Origin of the sequence: Magnetospirillum fulvum, assembly GCF_900108475.1 — a bacterium.
Lineage (GTDB): Bacteria > Pseudomonadota > Alphaproteobacteria > Rhodospirillales > Magnetospirillaceae > Phaeospirillum > Phaeospirillum fulvum_A.
In genome coordinates this window covers 191,412-209,466 of sequence record NZ_FNWO01000003.1, presented here as the reverse complement: position 1 = coordinate 209,466, position 18,055 = coordinate 191,412, and the positions used below count along the sequence as shown (strand labels likewise).

General features: G+C 61.4%; 14 protein-coding genes. 4 read left to right on the top strand and 10 right to left on the bottom strand.

Annotation, left to right across the window (positions count from 1 at the left end; all coding sequences use genetic code 11):
• Window positions 1-3: 3 nt before the first annotated feature.
• From rbbA to BLW40_RS04920, 6 genes are all read right to left on the bottom strand, one after another.
• Window positions 4-2,757, bottom strand: coding sequence for a ribosome-associated ATPase/putative transporter RbbA (gene rbbA / locus BLW40_RS04945; protein ID WP_074766133.1), 2,754 nt, complete (start codon window positions 2,755-2,757; stop codon window positions 4-6).
• Window positions 2,754-4,154 carry an HlyD family secretion protein gene (locus BLW40_RS04940; RefSeq protein ID WP_244511057.1) on the bottom strand — a complete coding sequence of 467 codons (1,401 nt, stop codon included), beginning with the start codon at window positions 4,152-4,154 and terminating at the stop codon, window positions 2,754-2,756. Before BLW40_RS04940 ends, rbbA begins: the two co-directional genes overlap by 4 nt.
• Complete coding sequence (locus tag BLW40_RS04935; protein WP_074766131.1) at window positions 4,141-5,559, bottom strand: efflux transporter outer membrane subunit; 1,419 nt, start codon at window positions 5,557-5,559, stop codon at window positions 4,141-4,143. The genes BLW40_RS04940 and BLW40_RS04935 overlap by 14 nt, the downstream gene beginning before the upstream one ends.
• 34 nt (window positions 5,560-5,593) lie before the next feature.
• A complete protein-coding gene (locus BLW40_RS04930) occupies window positions 5,594-5,923 on the bottom strand; it encodes a BON domain-containing protein (RefSeq protein WP_074766129.1) in 330 nt (109 codons plus the stop codon).
• An 80-nt stretch (window positions 5,924-6,003) separates the two neighbouring features.
• A complete protein-coding gene (locus tag BLW40_RS04925; protein WP_074766127.1) occupies window positions 6,004-6,510 on the bottom strand; it encodes a Spy/CpxP family protein refolding chaperone in 507 nt (168 codons plus the stop codon).
• A gap of 65 nt (window positions 6,511-6,575) precedes the next feature.
• Window positions 6,576-6,944, bottom strand: a complete 369-nt coding sequence (locus tag BLW40_RS04920) for a PRC-barrel domain-containing protein (RefSeq protein ID WP_074766124.1) — start codon at window positions 6,942-6,944, stop codon at window positions 6,576-6,578.
• Between the two features lie 633 nt (window positions 6,945-7,577).
• Here BLW40_RS04920 and BLW40_RS04915 point away from each other — a divergent pair.
• The 3 genes from BLW40_RS04915 to BLW40_RS04905 are packed head-to-tail and all read left to right on the top strand — an operon-like array spanning window position 7,578 to window position 10,455.
• Window positions 7,578-8,741: an MlaE family ABC transporter permease gene (locus BLW40_RS04915; RefSeq protein ID WP_244511055.1), complete on the top strand. Its 1,164-nt coding sequence runs from the start codon at window positions 7,578-7,580 to the stop codon at window positions 8,739-8,741.
• A gap of 3 nt (window positions 8,742-8,744) precedes the next feature.
• Entirely contained in the window at window positions 8,745-9,551 is an 807-nt protein-coding gene (locus BLW40_RS04910) for an ABC transporter ATP-binding protein (RefSeq protein WP_074766120.1), read from the top strand.
• Window positions 9,535-10,455, top strand: a complete 921-nt coding sequence (locus BLW40_RS04905) for an MlaD family protein (protein ID WP_074766118.1) — start codon at window positions 9,535-9,537, stop codon at window positions 10,453-10,455. Before BLW40_RS04910 ends, BLW40_RS04905 begins: the two co-directional genes overlap by 17 nt.
• 83 nt (window positions 10,456-10,538) lie before the next feature.
• Here BLW40_RS04905 and BLW40_RS04900 read toward each other — a convergent pair whose 3' ends face one another.
• Window positions 10,539-12,758: a response regulator gene (locus BLW40_RS04900; RefSeq protein ID WP_244511054.1), complete on the bottom strand. Its 2,220-nt coding sequence runs from the start codon at window positions 12,756-12,758 to the stop codon at window positions 10,539-10,541.
• 1,084 nt (window positions 12,759-13,842) lie between these two features.
• On the opposite strand from BLW40_RS04900, the gene BLW40_RS04895 reads away from it, so the two are divergent.
• Window positions 13,843-14,514, top strand: coding sequence for an FxDxF family PEP-CTERM protein (locus BLW40_RS04895; protein WP_074766116.1), 672 nt, complete (start codon window positions 13,843-13,845; stop codon window positions 14,512-14,514).
• Window positions 14,515-14,616: 102 nt separating this feature from the next.
• Here BLW40_RS04895 and BLW40_RS04890 read toward each other — a convergent pair whose 3' ends face one another.
• From BLW40_RS04890 to BLW40_RS04880, 3 genes are all read right to left on the bottom strand, one after another.
• Window positions 14,617-16,002, bottom strand: coding sequence for a sensor histidine kinase (locus BLW40_RS04890; protein WP_074766114.1), 1,386 nt, complete (start codon window positions 16,000-16,002; stop codon window positions 14,617-14,619).
• Entirely contained in the window at window positions 15,989-16,666 is a 678-nt protein-coding gene (locus BLW40_RS04885) for a response regulator transcription factor (protein WP_074766112.1), read from the bottom strand. Before BLW40_RS04885 ends, BLW40_RS04890 begins: the two co-directional genes overlap by 14 nt.
• A 604-nt stretch (window positions 16,667-17,270) precedes the next feature.
• On the bottom strand, window positions 17,271-18,053 hold the full coding sequence (locus BLW40_RS04880; protein WP_074766110.1) for a TlyA family RNA methyltransferase: 783 nt from the start codon (window positions 18,051-18,053) through the stop codon (window positions 17,271-17,273).
• Between the last annotated feature and the right edge of the window lie 2 nt (window positions 18,054-18,055).

Here is an 18,055-nt window from a genome sequence, read left to right as displayed (position 1 = left end):
GCCTTACCCTTCCTGCTTTTTGAGGAGAAGGATGCACAGAATCATCAACACGACGATGCTGGCCGCGATGGGAAGAAGCGACGGCCACAATTCGACAAAGCCCAACGCCTTGGAAAAAGTCCCGCGCGAGATGATCAGGAAATAGGTCGCCGGGAAAATCCGCCCGATCAAGGCTCCGCCTCCTTCCAGCGAGGAGACCGGATTGATCAGCCCGGCATATTGGATTGCCGGAACGATGGTGCCGATGGTGGTGCCGAAGATGGCGGCGATCTGGCTCCGCATGAAGGTCGACATCACCAACCCGATCGCGGTGGCCGACAAGATGAAGAGGAAGGCGGCGACGGTCAGCAGGGCAAGGCTGCCGGTCAGTTGCACCCCGAACACAAACGTCACCAGCAAGGTCAGCAGCACGAAATTGACCATCCCCAGCACGACATAGGGAATCTGCTTGCCGATCAGAAACTCGGCCCGCGTTACCGGAGTGACGTAGAGATTGACGATCGAGCCCAATTCCTTCTCGCGCACGACGCTGAGCGAGGTCAGCATCGCCGGAATCATCAGCAGCAGAATCGGAATCATCGCCGGGACGATGGCAACGAGGCTGACGATTTCTGGGTTGTAGCGAAAGCGGATTTCGACCTCGACCGGGCTGAAAGAGGGTCGCGTCCCCGTCCGACGCTGCGCGGTTTCCGACAGCCAGGAAATATGCATGGCCCGCACATAGGACTGAATCGTCTCGCCCCGTTGCGGCATCGCGCCGTCGAACCACGCCCCGACCTCGACGGGTGTTCCCCGGTCGATATTGCGGCCGAAGCCGGGGGGAATCTCGATGGCAAGACCCAGCTCGCCACTCTGCATCCGGCGATCGAGATCGGCATAATCGGCAAGCGGGGGCTGTTCGGAGAAATAGCGCGAGCCGGACAGGGTCAGCGCGTAATCGCGGCTGAGAGCGGTGCCGTCATGATCGAGCACGGCGAAACGGATGTTCTCGACGTCAAGGCTGATCCCATAGCCCATGATCAACATCAGAATGACGGTGCCGAACAGGGCCAGGGTGCCGCGAATGGGATCGCGGCGCAGTTCGAGTCCTTCGCGCCTTGTATAGCTCCACATCCGCCGCAGGCTAAAGCCCTGCCATTCCGGCACGGGCGTGGTTGGAGGATGATGAATTTTGACCGGAGGAGCCTTCGTCGCGGCGGATTCCCCCCCGCCGGCCTCGGTCAGATAGCCGATGAAGGCGTCTTCCAGGCTGGCCGCACCGCGTCCGGCGATCACTCCCGCCGGGCTGTCGCAGACCAGAACGCGACCCGCATGCATCAGCGAGATGCGGTCGCAGCGCTCGGCCTCGTTCATGAAGTGGGTCGAGATGAAGATCGTCACCCGGTCCTGGCGCGACAGATCCGCCATCATCTGCCAAAACATGTCGCGGGCGATCGGATCGACTCCGGAGGTCGGTTCGTCGAGGATCAGCAGCTCGGGCTTGTGCACCATCGCGACGGCCAGCGATAAACGCTGGCGCACCCCCAGCGGCAACGTCTCCGGCAATCTGCCGAGTTCAGAACCAAGCGCGAAGCGCTCGGCCATTTCGGCGACCCGGCCGGGCACCTCTGCTGCGGGAACCCCGAACAACTGGGCGTGCAGCGTCAGGTTTTGCGCCACCGTCAGTTCGGAATAGAGCGAAAAGCCCTGCGTCATGTAGCCGACGCGGCGCCGCATCGCCATATCGACGATGGCGACCCGCCGACCGAACAGCTTGGCCTCGCCCGCGCTGGCTGACAATAGGCCGGTCAACAGCTTCATCGTCGTGGTCTTGCCGCAGCCGTTCGAGCCGAGAAAGCCGAAAATCTCGCCGCGTTCGATCCGAAAGCCGACATGATCGACGGCGGTGAAATCGCCAAAGCGGGCGGTCAGCCCCGTTGCTTCGATCACCACCTCGGCGGACGTGTCCGTCGTCCGGGGCGGGATCGTCACAACATGGTGGCGCTGCCGCTGCTCTTCCGGCATCAAGGCGATGAAGGACTCTTCCAGACTGGCCGCTCCGGTGCGGTCGAGCAGGTCCTTGGGCGTGCCGGTGGCGATAATCCGCCCGGCATTGATCGCGACCAGAGAATCGAAGCGGGCGGCCTCTTCCATGTAGGCGGTGGCGACGACGACGCTCATTTCCGGCCGCACGGCGCGAATCCGCTCGATCAGATCCCAAAACTGAACCCGTGACAGCGGATCGACCCCGGTGGTCGGCTCGTCGAGGATCAGCAGATCGGGATCGTGAATGAGGGCACAGCACAGCCCCAGCTTCTGCTTCATCCCGCCGGACAGGTTTCCCGCCGGGCGGTCGCGAAACGGCGCCAGCCCGGTGCTGGCCAGCAGATCGTCGATCCGGCTGTCCCGCTCGGGTTTGTCCTGGCCGAACAGCCGGGCGAAGAAATCCATGTTCTCGACCACCGACAAGGTGGCGTAGAGATTGCGCCCCAGCCCCTGCGGCATGAAGGCGATGCGGGGGCAGATCGCGGCGCGGTGACGGGGATCGGCCATGTCGCCGCCCAGAACCTCGACCCGTCCGTCCTGGATCGCCCGCGCCCCCACGACAAGGTTGAACAACGAGGATTTGCCGACCCCGTCGGGGCCGATCAGGCCAATGATTCGACCGGTCGGCACGGCCAGGCTGACCCGATCCAGCGCAACCGTATTTCCGTAATGCTGGCTGACGCCGTCAAGCCTGATCGCCATCGTGGTGGCAGCTGGGGTGGGCGGACTCATTGCGGGACATGAAGTGCAAGGTGATCCGGCCAGGCTTGGGCGGGATCGAGCCGGATATAGGCCATGCCGGGCAGGCCGGTCTTGACGTCGCGGCTGAATTTTTTCAGCAATTCGGGATCGAGTCTGGCCCGGACCCGAAACATCAGCTTTTGCCGCTCGCTGGCCGTCTCGACCGATTTGGGAGTGAATTGGGCGACATCGGCGACGAACGAGACTTTGGCCGGGATCACCCATTGCGGCGCGGCGTCGAGGACCAGCCGCACCTCGCTCTCCAGTGCGACCTTGCCCACGGCGACGTCGGGGAGAAAGAAGGTCATGTAGACGTCGGCCAGATCGACCAGATTGAGCACCTTGCCGCCCGCCGCGATCACTTCCGCCGCCTGGGCCACCCGGTACTGCACCCGGCCGTCGCGCGGCGATTTCAAGGCGCTATCCTCGATATCGCTCTCGATTCGCGCCATCGTGGCGCGAGCCGCATCGGCGCTGGCCCGTGCCCCGACCACCTGAGCCCGCGCGGTGAGGATCGCGGCATCGGCGGCGGCAACCTGGGCCTGAGCGGCGGCGACGGCGGCGGCGCTGCCCTGCTGTCCGGCCAGATCGTCGTCGTATTCCTGTACCGCCGCCGCCCCTTCGTTGGACAGCGTCCGCGAGCGCGCCAGCCGCTTGCCCGCCACATTCAACTCGGCCTTGCGCTGGGCGACGACGGCCAGCGTCGCCGCTCGTTCGCTCTGGCGCAGCGTCACCTGACTTTCGGCGGTGACAATCGTGCTGAACGCGCGGGCCAGATCGGCGGTGGCCTCGGCGAGTTGAGCGTCGAGCCCCTGGGTATCCATCCTGGCAAGGATCTGACCGCGCGTGACGACCTCGCCTTCCTTGACCAGGATTTCAGCCAGCCGCCCCGGCAATTTCGCCGCGACATCGATTTCGACCGCCTCGATCCGCCCGTTGCCGCTGGCGAACCCCGGCCCCAATTGTTTCGGTTTCAACAGATCCCAGGCCAGGAACCCAAGACCCGCCGCCACCAGCAGGGTCGCCCCGATGGCGATCCATTTGGTCCGGGCCGGCTTTGGGGCTGGTGCGGGAGGTGGCTTCGGCGCGGTCTCGGGCGGGGGCTTCTTCGGCTCGGGCGGGGCCGACGGCGCGGGGGGCTGCGCGGCAGGCTGCGGGGCCGGTTTGGCTTCGGCCTTGGGTTCTATCCTGGCATCGCTCGTTGTTTCGGTCCGGGTCTCCGTCCGGGTCTCGATCACCGTTTCATTTTTCGTATCCGGGTCGGTTTCGGTCTTCGTTTCCGTCCGGATTTCCGACTTAGCCACAAGCTTTCCATCCGGACCGGTTTCGGTGCGGGTTTCGATTCGAATCTCCGTCTTGGCATCGGGAATCGCGTCAGTCCTGGTCATGGGGAGGCCGCCTGTCGGTTTCGTCGTCGCCCCCGCCCAGGGCGGCATACAGATTGACCTCGCTCGACAGGCGGGCGCGTCTGGTTTCAACCAGCGCCTGCTCGGTCGCGAACAGATCGCGCTCGGCGTCCAGCACATCGAGGTAGGTCGATGCGCCATGGAGATAGCGCAGCCGAGACAAACGGGCACGCTCGGTCAGGGCATCCAGGGTTCGCTGCTGCGCCGCCACCTGTTGCCCGAGCCAGCGCCGCGCCGCCAGGGCGTCGGCGACATCGCGAAAGGCCGTCTGCACCGTTCGCTCGTACTCGGCCACGGCCATTGAGCGCTGTGCCTTGGCCGCGTCCAAAGCGCCCAGCAGGCGTCCACCATCGAACAGGGGCACCGACAGATTGGCGGCAAGCGTCCAGATCCGGCTTCCCCCCAAGAACAGACCGTCCAGCGCCGCACTGGCGGTGCCATACTCCCCGGTCAGGGCGATGCGGGGGAAAAATGCCGCTCGCGCCGCGCCGATATCGGCCTCCGCCGCCCGCAGCAGGTTCTCGGCACCGCGGATGTCCGGGCGGTCCTCCAGCAAAGTTGACGGCAGTCCGGGCGGCAGATCGCGCACCACGGCGGCTTCGACCGAAGACAGGGCCACGATCTCGGCCCCGACCGGAGCCCCGACCAGCACGCTCAGAGCGTTTTGTGTCCGCTCGCGCTGTTGCTCCAGCACGGTCAAGGCGCTGTCGGCCTGACCGAGCAGGGTTTCGGCCAGGGTCAGATCGAGCCGGGGCGAAGCCCCCACCTCATAGCGCCGCCGGACAATCCGGGCGGAGTCGCGACGGCTGTCGATCGTGCGGGCCGCCAGGGCAATCCGCTCGTCCAACTCACGTCCGACCAGCCAGGTATTGGCAATCTCGGCAATCAGGTTGAGGGCAACCGCCCGGCGCGCCTCGTCTGTCGCCAGCCAACTTTCCAGCGCAGCGGTGTCGAGATTGCGAACGCGGCCCCACAGGTCAAGCTCCCATCCCGCGCTGAGCGACGCGCTGAAGCTATTGGCGATGATGGTTTTGCCGGTATAGGACAGATCGGCCGGCGTTTTGGTCCGTGACGAATGCGCCCCGCCGTCGAGATGGGGAAACAATTCGGCGCGTTGGATTCGGTACTGGCTGCGCACCACCTCGACCCGCTGCACCGCGACGCGCAGGTCGCGGTTGTTTTCCAGCGCCAAGGCGATCAAATCCGCCAAAGCGGGCGCGACAAAAAAGGACTGCCAGCGCCCTGGCCGCGCCGCAGCGCCGTTTCCCCGATCGGGCAAAGCCCAAACGTCCGGCACCGGCGACGCCGGGCGGATATGTTCGGGCGACAAGGAACATCCCGCTACCAGCAGGAGTGCAAGCAAAAAACCGAAGTGGAGACGATTCATCGCCTCCACCCCCGCCGGAGGCATCTCGATGTCCCTACTTGTCCGACTTGATCATCAACTCGCTCTTGACCGAAGTGACGCCCGCAACGGCGCGCGCGATCGCAACGGCCTTGTCGATTTCGGCCTGACTGGCAACGGTGCCGCTTAACTCCACCTCGCCCTTGCTGTCGGTCTCGACCTTGACGTCGAGCAGCGTTCTAACCTTTTCTTCGGCCAGCTTCGCCTTGACCTTGGTCGTGATCGCGGAATCCTTCACGTAGGTCTCGGCGTGCGCCCGGTCGCTCTCCGCGTTGGCGATCCCGATGAAAACAGGGGACAGCATAACGGCAAGAGCGAGGCAAATGGATGCGATCCGGTAAGTCATGATTATGATCCTTTAATCGGATTAAACAATTCCAGAAGATTGGACATCGTCTGGAATTGTAATTCCGCCAAAACCGATATTTAATTCTTCTCGCTAGGCCTGGGCTTGGCTTTGCCCGCCTTCATCGGCTTGTTGTCGGGTTCCTGGTCAAAAATTTCTTTCTGAGCGGGCGTCAGGGTCGCATAAAACGCCTCGAGCGCCGGCCGGGTTTCCTGAAGGGTTTGAAGCTCGAGCTTCAGGTGAGCTTCCTTGCTGATGTCGCGCTCCAGCACCGTCGGCTTGCTCCCAAGCTTGGGGCCGTTCGCATGACATGCGGTCCGGATGCTTTCCGCCGCCGCCAACGAATCCTGGCGATATTTGGCGAAGGCCGATTTCTGCGCCTCGGTCAGCTTGAAGCGGGCTTCCTGATAGCCAAGCTCGCCGCCGCGACGGGCGTAATGGTCGTCGCAGGCCTTGACATGCCGGGCGGTCAGATCCTGTTGGGTCAGTGCCGGTTCTTTTTGACCCGGATGGGTCGATTCGGCCAGCGCCAGCGAACTCCACATCAGGGGAAGGACAAACAGTAAGGCGCGATATGGTTTGACCATGTGAAAATCCTTTGGCTAGGGCATGACTGGATATATTTATTATTCCGATACAATATCGGAGGATATCAGTTCCAGTAATTCGGCGATTTGTAATAGCTATCGACGGTGCGGCCGTATTCCGGCGTCCACGAGAATTCCTTATTCCGATCATAGCTCGGCGCATCTTCAAGATGCTTCTTGTCGAGATTGACCCGGTAGACGTTTTTGACGACGTCGTAGGCCAACGTCGACCAAGGCAACGGATGATGCCGTTCGCCCATCCCCAAAAATCCGCCGAACGACAACACGGCGTAGATCGTCCGACCGCTGACCTTATCGACCAGAATATCTTCGATCGTTCCGAGTTTCTCGTCGGTCGGGCTAAACACGTCTGATCCGACAATCGTCTTCGAACTGATCAGAGTCGCGGATGAGATCGAAATCGTCTCGCTCATTGGCTGCATCCTTGTTGGATTACGTATGAAGTCCATTCCGGCTCATGCAAGAATGGGGCTCATCCATGGAATGTAAAATATCAAACTCACCCAGGGCCGACAAAGTATCGGAATATACTCACGAACAGGAACCATTACAAAAATGACAACATTTTCTAATGTCGCACTTCATGCGTAGATTCCGAACCTTACAATTAATCAAAATTATGGATAGTTTAAGATGTTACATTAAAGTGTACGCCAATACTGGATCTGCGTCGTGACGCAAGCCAACGCGCGCATAGGGTGGGCTCGCCTGGAGATAAGGCCCCAAACCGCCCCAGTCGAACCTGTGCCGCGATGGATATTTGTCGGGGGGGGGGGAGTGAGAGATGAAATACGGAATTCTATGGTTGCTTGGGGTTCCCATTCCGGTTCTGATCGTCATATACATCCTCATGCACTAAACTATTCGAGTTTTTAAATATAAACACATTCAGGCGAAACAACCTGAATGTGTTTAACTTCTATTTTTCTACAAATCGCGCAGCATCTTCCTGCGCTACAATAGTCTCACCGGTCTTTCCGGTGTCGCGAAGCGGACTTGCCCTCCCATATCTCGGCAATCCATTAACGTGGGATGAAAGCGGGTTTGTGACGGCTCAGATCACACCAGGCGAGCAGACCAGACCGGAAACGCCCTCTTCCGAAGGTCTCGGCTGGTCGGCAGCCCTTGAGGGCACCAATGCCGTGGTGACCCTGAGCGGCGACTGGATCGCCTGCGCCCGTGGCGTGGAAGGCGATGTGGCTGCGAAAATCCTTAAAAGCGGTGCCCAGGCAATCGTCTTTCAGTCTGACCGTCTGGGACAATGGGATAGCGCGCTGATTGCCACTCTTTCCGCCGTGCGCGACGCGGCGCGGGACCGTGGCGTCGAGTTCGACCAATCCGGCCTTCCCGCTCCCGCGCGCAAATTGCTGGGGCTGATCGAGGATAGCAAACCGATCCCGCCCCCATCGCCCCAGCCGCCGCTGCTCGAGCGGGTTGGCCTGTGGGGATTGCGGGTGTTCGACGAAGCGACCGAAGCGGTTGCCCTGATCGGCTCCACCTGCCTGCGTGGCGCGGCGGCGATCCGGGGCCGCTCGACCATGCGGGGCGTTGATTTACTTGATTGCATGAAAGATGCCGGGGCGGCGGCTCTGCCGATCGTCACGGTGATCAATTTCCTGGTTGGCGGCATCCTGGCTTTTGTCGGCGCGGTCCAGTTGCGGCGATTCGGAGCCGACATTTATGTCGCAAGCATGGTCGGGATCGCCGTGGTTCGGGAAATGGCCGCCCTGATGACCGCAATCATCATGGCCGGTCGCACCGGCGGAGCCTATGCCGCCAGCCTTGCGACGATGCAGGGCAACGAGGAAATCGACTCTCTGCGCACCGTCGGTATTCCGGTGTTCGATTATCTTGTCCTGCCCCGGGTGCTGGCGCTGACCGCAATGATGCCGATCCTGTATCTGTATGGCTGCGCGGTCGGTATTTTCGGCGGTTTCGTCGTGTCGGTGCTGACGCTGAACCTGTCGCCGATCGTCTATGTCGAAACAACCCGCATCGCCGTTTCGGGCAACCAGTTCATGCTGGGTTTCGCCAAGAGCATCGCCTTTGGAACACTGATCGCAATCGCCGGGTGCCGTGTCGGGTTGCGCGCCGGTCGCAGTTCGGCCGACATCGGACGGGCCGCAACCAGTGCCGTCGTGGTCAGCATCATTGGCATCATCGTGTTGGATGCGGTTTTCGCCCTTTGCGCCAATGCGCTGGGGATCTGAGCGATGACAGCCCCCACCACCGGAACAACGATCGAGGTCTCCGGCCTGTCTGTCGGGTTCGGCGACAAGATCGTCCAGCACGACCTCTCGTTTACCGTCACTCCCGGATCGATATTCGCGATCATGGGGGGAAGCGGTTGCGGCAAAAGCACGGTGATGAAGGCGATGATCGGCCTGCTTCGCCCCAAGGCCGGTACGATCCATGTCGGCGACGAGGATTACTGGGCCGCCAGTGCCGCCCGCCGCGCCGAGATCGGCCGACGGTTCGGGGTGCTGTTTCAGAGCAGTGCGCTGTGGAGTTCGATGAGCACAGCCGAAAACGTCGCCCTGCCGCTTCGGATGCTGACCCGCCTCGACGAGGCTTCGATCGACGCGTTGGTTCGAGTGAAATTGTCGCTGGTGGGGCTGGCCTCGTCCGGAGCGGTGATGCCGAGCGATCTCAGCGGTGGGATGCGCAAACGGGCCGGTCTGGCGCGGGCTCTGGCGCTTGATCCGGACATCTTGTTCTTCGACGAGCCTGCGGCCGGGCTCGATCCGATCACCGCCCGCCGTCTCGACGACCTGATCTTGGAGGTGCGCGATGGGTTCGGCACCACGGTGGTGATGGTCAGCCACGAATTACCCAGCCTGTTCGGGATTTGCGATGACGGGATATTTCTCGATGCCGACAGCAAAACCGCGATTGCCCACGGGGCACCGCAGACGTTACGGGATCAATGCGACCATCCGATCGTCCATGCCTTTATGACCCGGTCCCGGCTTGGCGACGATCAAGACAGCCCCGGAGAGGGACATGACAAGCGCTGTTAAACCCGCGATCGTCGGCGCCTTCATCCTTAGCGGCCTTGCGCTGGGGATTGGGGCCATCCTGCTGTTCGGCAGCACCCATCTGTTCAATCCGGTCGTCCCCGCCGTGGTCTATTTTCAGGGCTCGGTTGCCAACCTTGACGTTGGCGCGCCGGTCACCTTTCGCGGCGTCAAGGTGGGGACGGTCACCGGGGTTTCGATCAGCCTCGACATGAGCGACCTGACCGCCCGCATCCCGGTATATCTGGAACTGGACCCATCGCTGATCTTCCTGGTCAAGGGGGCGAGCGAAGAGACCGAGACCGGTTTCGAGCGATTGTTGAAGGCGGGCTTGCGGGCTCAGTTGAGCATGCAGAGCCTGATCACCGGCAAATTGCGGGTTGATCTCGACATCCAGCCCGGACTCCAGGCGGCCGCGGGCGGCGACCGAAACCGCCCCGAGATTCCATCGATTCCGTCGCAGATTCAGACGATTGAGAGCGAAATCGCCAGCCTTCCGTTAAAGGAAATGGTTGAGAACGCCCGTCTGGCCCTGGCCTCGATCCAGCGCGTCGCCGACGAACTGCCACGCCAGATCGCCCCTCTCACCGACAGCCTCAAACAAACCTCGGATGCCGCGCAAACCACCCTGTGGTCGATCGACCAGCTGGCCGCCACGTCTCGGCAGCAGGTGAGCTTGAGCGGCGCGCAAATGGCCCAGCTCCTGGACTCGTCGGACCGGATGGTGCGCGACGCCGACGCGCTGATGCTGTCGCTCCAGGAGATGAGCGGGCGCGAATCGCCGATGCGAAGCGAGCTTGACGCCGCGATCCGGGATCTGGCCGCCAGCGCCAGTTCGCTGCGTGGCTTTACTCGCGAGATTGAACGCGACCCCAGCGCTCTCCTATATGGCAGGACAAGCCGCTGAACTTTTCCGCAGCGAAAGTATATCCGCGCGGATCACGCCGATGTTAGAATTATAATCGTCTCGGTTTATTATAGAACAAAGCATCAATCGCTTTTATTGGCGTCGATAACGGTCCGCAACAGATCGAGCAGGGCTTTCGACTTGGTCTTACGCATCACCGAGGCGCGGTGATTCTCGACCGTGCGCTGGCTGATCCCCAGGTAATGGGCAATGGTTTTGTTGCGGTGACCGGCCAGCAATTGTTCGAGGACGTCGCTTTCGCGCGGGGTCAAACTGGACATCCGTCCGATCGCTTCGCTGCGGCGCACGGCTTCGACTGCCTGATCGCGTCCCTGTTCCATGGCTCGATCAATTGCGGCCAGCAAACCGGTGGGATTAAACGGCTTGGCGACGAAATCGCAGGCGCCCGCTTTCATCGCGGCAACCGCCATCGTGATGTCGCCATGCGCGGTCATCACGATCGCCGGGAGGCGGCGGTTCTGGCCGCGCAACTGCCGCAACAAGTCCAGCCCGCCCATCCCCGGCATCAACGCATCGACCACCAGGCACCCCTCGCGGGACGGGGCAACCACGCTCAGAAAAGCTTCGGCATTTGGAAAGATCTCGACCCGCCGACTGTCTTCGGTCAGCAGGATCGACATGGTCTGGAGCAGGGTCTCGTCATCGTCGACCACGAAGATCGTCGGCTCCAAAGCGCGGGGGTCGGTTCCCGGCGCAGGCATCTGCGACAGCAACGTCCCCGCCGCCCGCATCAATTCGCTCATCGTCACCGGTTTGGTCAGGTGAACGCAATCGGCAAAAGTCCCGATCTTGCTCAACGTCCCGGTGGAAATGTCGCCGGACAACAGAATCGCGGGAAGATTGGGCACGCCAGCGGCGCGCAATCGGGTGATAACGTCCAGCCCGGTCGCCCCGTCGCGCAAAGTATAGTCGGAGATCACCAGATCGAACGGTCGGGACGATTGGGTGGAGCGGACTGCCGCCATCGCGGCGTTCGAGGCGACCGTTACCGTCGCGCCCTCGGCGGTGAACAGGCTGCTCAGCATCGAACTGATCGCCGGGTCATCCTCGACCACGAGAATCCGGCGTTGCCGGATCGTGGCATTCAAACTTTCCAGCGGCGGCAGGGTCGGGACGGCGACGGCGGCGGTCTCCACCACGCCCAGGGGCACATCAATCGAAAAGACCGATCCCCGCCTCGGCACGGAGCGGACCCACAGCGGATGGCCGAGCAGATCAGCCTCGCGCTTGACGATCGCCAGACCGAGTCCCAATCCCCAATTGCGCCGATCAATCGGGGTCTCGATTTGGACGAATTCGTCGAAAATCGACTCGATCTTGTCGGGAGCAATGCCGATGCCGCTGTCACACACCTCGATCCGCAGGCGGTCGCCCAGACGGCGGCATCCCAGCAGCACCTTGCCGTGGTGGGTGTATTTGAAGGCATTCGACAACAGGTTGCGTAAAATCCGCTCCAGAATCATCGGGTCGCTGTGAACGAACTGCTTTGAGGTCACGACCCGCCAGATGTTGCCGCCGGTTCCGGCGTGGAACGCGAAATCCCGTTCCAGCCGATCAAACAGAACGGAAATGCGAAAGCCGATCGGCTTGGGTTTGGTTAGCCCGGCATCGATCTGGTTGATTTCAAGCAGGGTGTTCAGCATCCCCGACATCACTTCCAGCGCCTGATCCTGGCTGGTGACCAACTCGCGCAGCCGGGGATCGTCGAACCGGCGCGCCATCACGGAGCTGATCAGATAGAGGGTTTGCAACGGCTGGCGCAGATCGTGGCTGGCGGCGGCGAGAAAGCGCGACTTGGCCGTGGTGGCCTGTTCGGCCTCTTCCTTGGCGCGGAGCATCGCATCCTGGGCCAATTTGCGCTCGGTGATGTTGATCATCGCCACGATGCAATCCTGACCGGTGACGTCGGCGAGACCTTCCAAGATGGCGACACGGGTCTGCTGTCCATCCGCCGCCTTCAAAAGCACTTCGCACCGCTCGGTGTCCTTGCCGTCGAGAATCCGATCGAGGAAGGCGCAAAAATCACGCTGAGCCCCGTCGGCGATGAACGCCCCCAGCCGTTGCGAAGCGCTCAGTTCCTGTGTCGTCCCCAGCAGGGCGATGGCGGCGCGGTTGGCTCGTTTGATCACACCGTCACGGCCCAGCGTGACATAGCCGACCGGGGCGAAATCATACAATTCGGTATAGCGGGCCAGCGCTTCCTCGGATACCTGCCGAGCCTCCTGGAGCGCTTGGTTCTGGGTCTCCAGCTCAATTTGATGAACCCGCAATTCGTGAACCAAGCGATGAGCATCCTCAACCGTCAGAGCGGGGACGGGCGCGGACGCATCATAGATGGTCTTCGCGGGAGGACGGGTGTTTCCTCCGGAGTTCGACACGTCTCTGTGATCAAAGGTCATGGCGGTGAACTCTGTCTGGTGGCCGAGCCCTGTCTTTGCCCCAGGACGAGCCGTTGCCGTATCGAGGGTGGACCCGGAGCGCGGCAAGGCGCTTCCTGCACTCATCGGGCGGACGACGGACATCGGGGCGGTCTTCTGCTGAAATGAGCGGTCCGCAGTCACATGAGCGATGAGGCATTGGGATCGACACCAATGACCTTTAGTTCAAATTCACCCGAATAATATTAAGCCATAGGTGGAATAGGACAGGGTCGGAATATACGCAGGTGGTATAACCAAATAAATTTAGAAATAAATGCGGATTGATTTCAAAAAAATCTTTTCTGTGTAAATAGAATTTTTAGTTTCAACAAATCAATGACAACGATATTTTAAATATGACCGCAAATTTGAATTTTAACAATAAGTTGTTACTAATAAGTAATTCACGTATAATTAAATAATACTCAATACCGCAAAATATGCGGATGAATAAACTGTTAATGAAATTTTATTATTCTGGAATCTGAACAGCATCTCCATCGTTCGGGGGCGCGTTGAAGATGCGTCTTCCCGGACAAGGTGGCTCACATCATCGGCAGAAAACGAAGCCGCAGGATGATTCCGATACGGCCGATCTCCCAGGCACTGCCTCGACATTCCGCGTGCGATACGGGGGTTTCTACCTGCCTTTTCTATCCTTTAAGTGGTTTCCGATGCTTTCTTATGAAACCCAGAGTGAAACAATCTCGGGATCAGCCGACAAGGGGGCGTGATGTGGGGGCATCATGGAAGAGTTGCTAAAGCTGTTATCTCGATCCGGTGATGCAGAGCTCTCAGATTCCCGCACCCTGGTTTCCGTTCGGAACCATGTCCTTGCGATGTGGCGCTGAATTCGGCTTTCGACTGGACGATCCCGCCACCTCGGGCTTGCCCATAGATTCTTAATATAATTACACGGCTCAACATGAGTACGGGAGAATACATCATGAGACAAACTGCAATTGCCGCAGCATTTTTTGCGGTTTTCGCGATCGCTGTTCCGACATTTGCCGATGCCTCTATCATCACGGTCAGCAGCCACGCCGACCTCGGCACGCTGAGCCTTGCTGGCAACTACACTTTCGGCGCCAACGTCAACAACACGGCGACCCAGGCCGGGAACTTCAGCCCGTACACCTCCACGATCTGGAACGGCATCGTCTCGCCGATCAATACGTTCAACCCGACCAACAGTGCGGTGAATTTCGTCAATACGTATTCGTTTGTTTTGTCCGCAAGCAGCGTGCCCAGCAGCGCGCATGTCGGACAAACCTTTGCCGTTGTGACCCCGATCTCCGGGTTGAACTTCTCCCTGGAATATCTCGATTCCAATAACATCTTCAACACCATCACCCCGACGAGCGTCAGCAATCCGCTCACCGTCGATCCCATCACCCACGCCGCGACTTTAACTTTGATCCAGACGTTCGCGAATCTGGCGTCGGGCACCTATGCCCTGATCGTCAACGGCGTTGTGGACCAAGGTAATGTTGGCAGCTATGCCGGCACCGTGGCGGTGAGCCCGGTTCCGCTGCCGGCCGCCCTGCCGCTGTTCGGTTCGGCCCTCCTCGGTCTGGGCGCGCTTGCCCGCCGCCGTCAGAAGGAAAATGCGGTCTGATCTGGCCGCTTATGCGCGGTCTGATCACGGATGCCCTGCCGATTAATCTCGGCAGGGCATTTTCCGACGCGCGGAGGGGGTGGCCGCTCTGGCCAGAACCGATCAGGCTTCTTGCGGCGGGGGGAAATCGAGCCGCACCACCAGACCGGGGGAATTATCGCCCAGGCTGAGTTGAGCGCCATGCAGACGCGCCACCGCCTGAACCAGCGACAGGCCAAGTCCGTTGCCCGGAGTCGAGCGAGTGGAATCCAGCCGGACAAAGCGTTCGAGCACATTATGTCGGGCTTCTTCCGGCACGCCGGGGCCGCTGTCGCTGACGGTGATCGCAATACCGCCATTGCCGCCCGCAGCGGCGACCCGCACCCCCACCTCGCCCCCGGCGGGGGTGTATTTAACGGCGTTATCGACCAGATTGGCCAGGGCCTGGAACAAAAGATGCCGGTCGCCGCGCAGCGACAAACCGGATTCGCCGCCAAAGGTAATCTTCAGATCCTTTTCTTCGGCCAGCGGCTCGTACAATTCGAACACGTCTCCGGCCAGTTGGGCCGGATCGATCAGTTCGAACTGCTCCAGCCGCCCCGAGGATTCCGCCTGGGAAATCGTCAGGATCGCGTTGAAGGTGGCCAGCAGATTGTCGGCGTCGGCCAGCGTCTCCTCTAGGGTGCGGCGATAGGCCTCGCACTCCGACGGCCCCAGCAGCACCAGATCAATTCGCGAGCGCAACCGATTGAGCGGCGTGCGCAGATCGTGGGCGATGTTGTCGGAAACGGTGCGGATGCCTTCCAGCAGCCGTTCCAGTTCGTCCATCATCTCGTTGAAGCTCTCGGCCAGTTGGTCGAATTCGTCGTCCGAGCCAGACAAGGTCATCCGCTGGCTGGTATCGCCGCCAAAGATGTTGCGGGCGGTGCGGCTCATCTCCTCCACCCGCTGGAGCAGATGACGGCTGGTGAAATAGCCCCCGACCACCCCCAGTTGGATCGTCAGCGCCAATCCCCAGCCCAGCGCGCGATTGATCGCCGATTTGACCCGGTTGGCATCGGCCAGCGAACGGCCAACCAGCAGACGGTGACCGTCGGCCAGTTCGTAGGCATGGGCCATCACCTCGATTCCGGTGCCGCCTTCGACCACCGGCAACAGGTTGAAGCGGACCCAGCCCAGCATCGTCCCGACTTCGGTCGGCCAGGCGCGTAGATTGCCCGCGACGATCCGGCCATCGCCCGCGCGCAGGGCGTAGGTGGCGCGGCCGTCGATATCCTGGCGGGTGCGTTGGGCAATGATCTCGGACAGGCCGGGAATGGCGCGGTCGCGATAGACTTCGTAGAGACCGGTGGCTTCGGCCTCGACCGTCTCCTGCACCTGCCACTCGATGAACATCGTGGTGCTCCACGACACCAACGCCAGCAACGCCACCGCCGAAACGGTAAAGATGCCGAGATAGCTCAGCGCCAGCCGGAAGGTGGTGGTGCGGAGAAGGCTAGCGGGCCGCACGAAGCGTGTACCCCGCGCCACGAACCGTATGAATCAGGGGCGGGTCGAAATCCTTATCGACTTTCTGGCGCAAACGGCTGATGTGAACGTCGATCAGGTTGGTCTGGGGATCGAAATGATATTCCCAGACGTTTTCCAGCAGCATCGTCCGGGTCACCACCTGACCGGCATGGCGCAGCAAATATTCGAGCAGACGGAATTCGCGCGGTTGCAGGTCGATCGGCTGACCGCCGCGGGTGACGCTGCGGCCGAGCAAATCCATCTCCAGATCCTCGACCTTCAGCCGGGTTTCCGGCTGCGCCGCCGAGACCCGGCGCGACAGCGCCTCGATCCGGGCCAGCAATTCGGCGAAGGCATAGGGCTTGACCAGATAATCGTCGCCCCCGGCCTTCAGCCCCTTGACCCGGTCGTCAACCTTGCCCAGGGCGGACAGGACCAGCACCGGGGTGACGTTGCCCGAGGCGCGGATCGCCTGAATGATCGCCAGCCCATCCAATCCGGGCAGCATGCGATCGACAATCATCGCGTCCCAGCGTTCGCTGGTCGCCATGAACAATCCGTCGGTGCCTGTCGCGGCAAGGTCGACGACATGACCGGCTTCCCTCAGCCCCTTGGCCATATAGGCGGCGGCCTCGGTATCGTCCTCGATCACCAGAATGCGCATGTCGCCCTTTCGGTCACAGTTGGGAGGCCGAACCTTACATCCTTCCCCCCTCATGGAAAAGCCCCCGCGCCATCGGAAAACAGCGTGGGGGCTTTTGCCGGAAGGGCCGGACGCCGGGGGGCACGCCCGACCCTATAAGTCGGTGCGCCGTCCCTGGGGGGGGCAGAGGCGCACCGCGGCGGTGAGGTCAAACCGCCAAACCCTTTGGATCAATCGAGAAAGTCATGGGCCGAAACCGTGGCCGGTCGGCAAAGCTTATGATGTGATCATGGGCGTGCCGGGGTTACCGCGCCCTTTCGCCGCGATGAACCTTTGGTAACCATTCGGGCAAATAATCGTTACCGGCAAAGAAAAACCCCCGCGCCAGGGGGGACCGGCACGGGGGGCTTCTTTGGGCGGCCAGACCATGGGGGGACACGGTTCTGGCCTTTACGTGTGCGCCTTCCTGGGGGGACAGGGGGGGGTAAGGCGCACAAGGTGGCGGGAGTTCAAAACCGCCGAAACAGAGAGGAAGAACGGGCTATCAGGTAAACGTCTTGGCTGATGTTTGAAGCTGATGTAAGCATCATGCCTGCGATCGGATTACCGCGCCCTTTCGGTCCGATTAACCTTTCGTAATGATCGGGTTTTCCTGGGGCTCATCGGATTGGTCGCGCCGCCCAACGATCAGAAACTCGCGATTGCCTTCCGGTCCCTGGATCGGGCTTTCCGAAATCCCTTCGACCCGCCAGCCCGGCCGCGACGACAGCCAGTCCCTGATCCGCTCGCACACTTCCTGATGCAATTCCGGCTCGCGGACAACACCGCCCTTGCCCACCCGTCCCTTTCCGACCTCGAATTGCGGCTTGATCAGCGCCGCCAGAATCGCGCCGGGCCGGGTCAACGCCATCGCGGCGGGCAACACCGTCTCCAACCCGATGAAGCTGGCATCGCACACCACCAGATCGACCGGCTCGGGTATTTCGGCCGAGGTCAGATGGCGGGCGTTGGTCCGCTCCATCACCACAACGCGGGGATCGGTCCGCAGTTTCCAGGCCAATTGACCGTGACCGACATCGACGGCGTAGACCTTTGCCGCTCCATGGGTCAGCAAGACGTCGGTAAAGCCGCCGGTCGAGACCCCGACATCAATCGCGGTCTTGCCCGACGGGTCGATCGCAAAGGTCTCGATCGCATGGGCCAGTTTGAGGCCACCGCGCGAGACCCAGGGATGGTCCTGGCCTTTCAGCGTCAGCGGATAATCCTCGGCAACCGCCGTACCGGGCTTATCGACGCGGCGATCGCCGGAAAAAACCAGCCCCGCCAGCACCAGCGCCTGGGCGCGGGCCCGACTTTCGACCAGCCCGCGATCGACCAGAAGCTGGTCCACCCGTTTGCGTTCCGCCATTC